At 67.1% G+C, this 4,019-nt stretch carries 3 protein-coding genes and 1 pseudogene; all 4 read left to right on the top strand.

Annotated features, from left to right (window positions below):
* Positions 1-1,379, top strand: a 1,379-nt coding sequence (locus VG320_RS02540; protein ID WP_327198594.1) for an efflux transporter outer membrane subunit, incomplete at its 5' end; no start/stop codon positions are given.
* 11 nt (positions 1,380-1,390) lie between these two features.
* Positions 1,391-3,691 (top strand): FUSC family protein, encoded by a 2,301-nt coding sequence (locus VG320_RS02535; protein WP_327198593.1) that lies wholly within the window; start codon positions 1,391-1,393, stop codon positions 3,689-3,691.
* Entirely contained in the window at positions 3,681-3,881 is a 201-nt protein-coding gene (locus VG320_RS02530; RefSeq protein ID WP_167056474.1) for a DUF1656 domain-containing protein, read from the top strand. Before VG320_RS02535 ends, VG320_RS02530 begins: the two co-directional genes overlap by 11 nt.
* 29 nt (positions 3,882-3,910) lie before the next feature.
* Positions 3,911-4,019 (top strand): annotated as a pseudogene (locus tag VG320_RS02525) (efflux transporter periplasmic adaptor subunit); the annotation flags it as partial.

Genomic DNA, 4,019 nt, shown 5'->3' with positions numbered 1-4,019 from the left:
GGATCGACGCCTCGATCGCGGGCAATCCGTCGCTCGCGGCCGCCCAGGCGCGCGTGCGCGAGGCGCGTTCGATGGCGGGCGTGGCCGAAGCCGGCCTGCTGCCGCAGGTCAACGGCAGCATGTCGGTGCAGCGCCAGCACTGGTCCGACAATATCTATTACGGGCCGGGGTCGCTCGCGAACTCGAATTCGTGGAACAACACCGCCACGCTCGGTCTGTCGTACCACCTCGACCTCTGGGGTCAGGACAAGAACAATGCCGAGCGCGCGCTCGACGCCGCGCACGCCACGGCTGCCGACGCACGCGCCGCACAGCTCGAACTCGAAGTGAACGTCACGCGCGCGTATATCGATATGTCGATGAATTACGCGCTGCTCGATATCGCGAAACAGACGCTCGGCGAACAGCAGAAGATCCTCGCGCTCGCACAGCGCCGCCTGAAGGGCGGCATCGGCACGCAGCTCGAAGTGAGCCAGGCCGAAACGCCGCTGCCCGAGTACGAACGCCAGATCGACTCGCTCGAAGAAGCGATCGCGCTGGGCAAGAACCAGCTCGCGGCGCTCGCGGGCAAGGGTCCTGGCGCGGGCGAAGCGATTCAGCGCCCGGCGCTCTCACTCGCCGCTCCGGCGGGCCTGCCCTCGGCGCTGCCGGCCGAACTGATCGGCCATCGACCCGACATCGTGGCGGCACGCTGGACGGTGGCTGCCCAGGCGCGCGGCATCGACGTGGCCAAGGCCGACTTTTATCCGAACATCAACCTGCTGGTGTCGATGGGCGGTTATGCGGCCGCCGGCCCCATGTTCCAGTTCCTGAAGTCGATGAGCGGCAGCTGGACGGGCGGCCCCGCGCTGTCGCTGCCGATCTTCGACGGCGGACGCCTGCGCTCGCAGCTCGGCGCGCAATCGGCGGCTTACGACATCGCCGTGGATCAGTACAACCAGACCATCGTCACCGCCCTCAAGGAAATCGCCGATCAGGTGGTGCGCATGCGTTCGCTCGCGACGCAGGAAGACGACGCGCATCGTTCGGTCGCGGCCGCGCAGCGCAACTACGACCTGTCGCAGGAAGGCTATCGCCGCGGTCTGACCGACTACGTCAACGTGCTGATCGCGCAGACGCAGTTGCTGCGCGCCCAGGAAGGCGTCGCGCACATTCAGGCCGAGCGCCTGACCGCGCACGCGACGCTGGTGGCGGCGCTGGGCGGCGGCATGATCGCCGCTGGAGCCGATACCGCAGCCGACCCCGCCGTGGCCAGTCCGACGGCCGCCGAACAGTTGCCCGCGCACGGCAAGAAAACCCGCGCCGTGCCGCTCGCGCCCGCCGCGCTGCTCGCGCCGCGCTCGTCGGCTGACGCCGGCGCGCAAGCCGGTGCTCAATAAGGCGCGCGACGATGCAAGCCTCCTCCCCCTCTTCGCAACCGGACGGCCAGAGCCTCTTCAAGGCTTTCGTCGACTGGGCGCGCACCGACGGCCTCGTCTGGCTCTATCTGTTCAAGACGATCGCCGCCGCGCTCATCGCGCTGGGTATCGCGATGAAGCTCGAACTGCCCTCGCCGCGCACCGCCATGACAACGGTGTTCATCGTCATGCAGCCGCAAAGCGGCCCGGTGTTCGCCAAGAGCTTCTACCGGCTTTGCGGCACGCTGGTCGGCCTCGTCGTGATGCTGGCGCTGATCGGCCTGTTCGCGCAGCAGCCCGAACTTTTCATCGCCACCACGGCGATCTGGGTCGGCATCTGCACGGCGGGCGCGGCGCGTAACCGCAATTTCCGCTCGTACGGCTTCGTGCTCGCGGGCTATACCGCCGCGCTGATCGGCATTCCGGCCTCGCAGCACCCCGACGGCGCCTTCATGTCGGCGATGACGCGGGTGGCCGAAATCTCCATCGGCATTCTGACCTCGGGCGTTGTGAGCGCGATCGTGTTTCCGCAATTTACCGGCGAGCTGCTGCGCTCGACGGTGCGCCGGCGCTTTTCGTCGTTTGTCGACTATGTGTCGGCGTCTTTGGCCGGGCGCATCGACCGTTCGCAGATCGAAGCGACCAATGCGCGCTTCGTGGCCGATATCGTCGGTTTCGAGGCGAGCCGCAGCAACGCCGTGTTCGAGACGCCCGATTCGCGCATGCGCTCGGGGCGTCTGGCGCGCCTGAACACCGAGTTCATGGCGGCATCGACGCGCTTTCACGCGCTGCATCAGTTGATGAACCGCCTGCGCAGCGACGGCTCGACGGTGACGGTCGATGCGCTCGAACCGTATTTCCGCGAGATCGCGCCGCTGTTCGAGAATGCTGGCGAGCGCGTGCTCACGGCCGCCGACGCGACGCAAGCCTCCGCGCAGCTCTCGCAATACCGCGCGGCGCTGCCCAGACGCGTACGCGAAACGCGCGCGCAACTCGAAGCGGCGTTACCCGTGAACGACGCTGCCGCCCTCGCCCACAAGGCCGCGCGGCTGCTCGACTTCGACACCGCGACCGAGCTGTTCTACCGCTTCGTTCACGAGATGAACGAGTACACGGCGACCTACGCGTCGCTTGCCGTAGATACGCATTCGCGCGAAAAGTGGATCGCCCGTTACGTGCCGAAGACCAATCTGGTCGCGGCGAGCGTGCACGGCGTGCGCGCGGCCATCGTCATGGGGCTGCTGGGCGCGTTCTGGATCGCCACCGCCTGGCCGAGCGGCACGAATCTCGTGCTCAACGCCGCGGCCACCTGCGCGCTGGCGTCGGCGTCGCCGCAGCCCACGCGCATGGCAAGCCAGATGGCGATCGGCACGACGCTCGCATCCATCGTTGGCCTGTTCCTGACGTTCGGCGTGTTTCCGCACATCGACGGCTTTCCAATGCTGTGCGTGGCGCTCGCGCCGGCGCTGGCACTGGGCACCTTTATTTCGACGCGGCCGAAATACATGGGCATCGGCGTGGGCTACTGCATCTTCCTGTGCTTCCTCGCGGGCCCGGACAACCTGATGCAGTACAACCCGACCGGCTATATCAACGACGCGATCGCGCTGGTTATTTCGATGATCGTCTCGGCCGCCGCCTTCGCCGTGCTGCTGCCGCCTTCGACGCCGTGGCTACGCAACCGGCTGTTGGCCAACCTGCGCGGCCAGGCCGTGCACGCCTGCCGCTCGCGCCTGCAAGGGCTGCCGGGCATCAAGGGCGGCGCGGGCCTGCGCAACCGCTTCGAAAGCGGCGCACGCGACCTGATGTTCCAGCTCAACGCGCTCGCGGGCAACGACGAGGCGTTCCGCCAGGACACGCTGCGCTGGATGTTCTCGACACTCGAAATCGGCAATGCCGCGGTCGATCTGCGCGAGGAGCTGGGTTCGCTGCCCGCGCATCCGCGCTTCGCGAAGAACGCACCGTGGCGCGCGCAAACCGCCGCGACGCTCAAGAGCGTGGCCGCGCTGTTCGAGCGCCCAGATGCGCGCCGCCATGCCGCCGCGCTGGCCACCACCAGCGCCGCCATTGGCGCAGCGCAAGCCGTGCTCGAAGACGTGCTGCGCGAGGACGCGCCGCGCGAAGAGCGGCACCCGCTGCAGCGCTGCCTGAGCCATCTGCATTTCATCCGCACCGCGCTCATCGACCCGCAGTCGCCGTTCGCGGCTTATGCGGCGGCAAGCGTGAATGCGGATACGAACCACTCGTCGGGCCGTCGTCCCGGCGACACGCAAGGAGCGAACCATGCCTCGTGACGTGGCGTTTCTGGACGCCTACATTCCGGCGATCGTGCTGCTCTTCATTCTGGGCGCGGCGATCACCTGGGTGCTCGATTCCGTGCTGGCCCGAACCGGCCTGTATCGCATCGTGTGGCACCCATCCCTGTTCCGCGTGAGTCTGCTCGTGGTCGTGTGCTGCGTGATCGGGCTTGCCGTCTATCGTTGAAACCGGCGTTGAACCGGCTTGAAAGAATCATGACTATCCGAAACATTATTGGCTTTATCGCGACGGCAATCATTTTCGTCGTCGCCATCCTGGTCGGCCGCGCGCTGTGGGTTCATTACATGGACGAGCCGTGGACCC

The sequence above is a fragment of the Paraburkholderia sp. genome (assembly GCF_035948235.1).
Lineage (GTDB): Bacteria > Pseudomonadota > Gammaproteobacteria > Burkholderiales > Burkholderiaceae > Paraburkholderia.
Note: the sequence above shows the minus strand (reverse complement) of the source record. Positions and strands in the feature narration are given on the sequence as shown.

Coding starts and splice junctions, on each gene's coding strand:
- VG320_RS02535 (WP_327198593.1), top strand. CDS start 1,391: ATGCAAGCCTCCTCCCCCTCTTCGCAACCGGACGGCCAGAGCCTCTTC.
- VG320_RS02530 (WP_167056474.1), top strand. CDS start 3,681: ATGCCTCGTGACGTGGCGTTTCTGGACGCCTACATTCCGGCGATCGTG.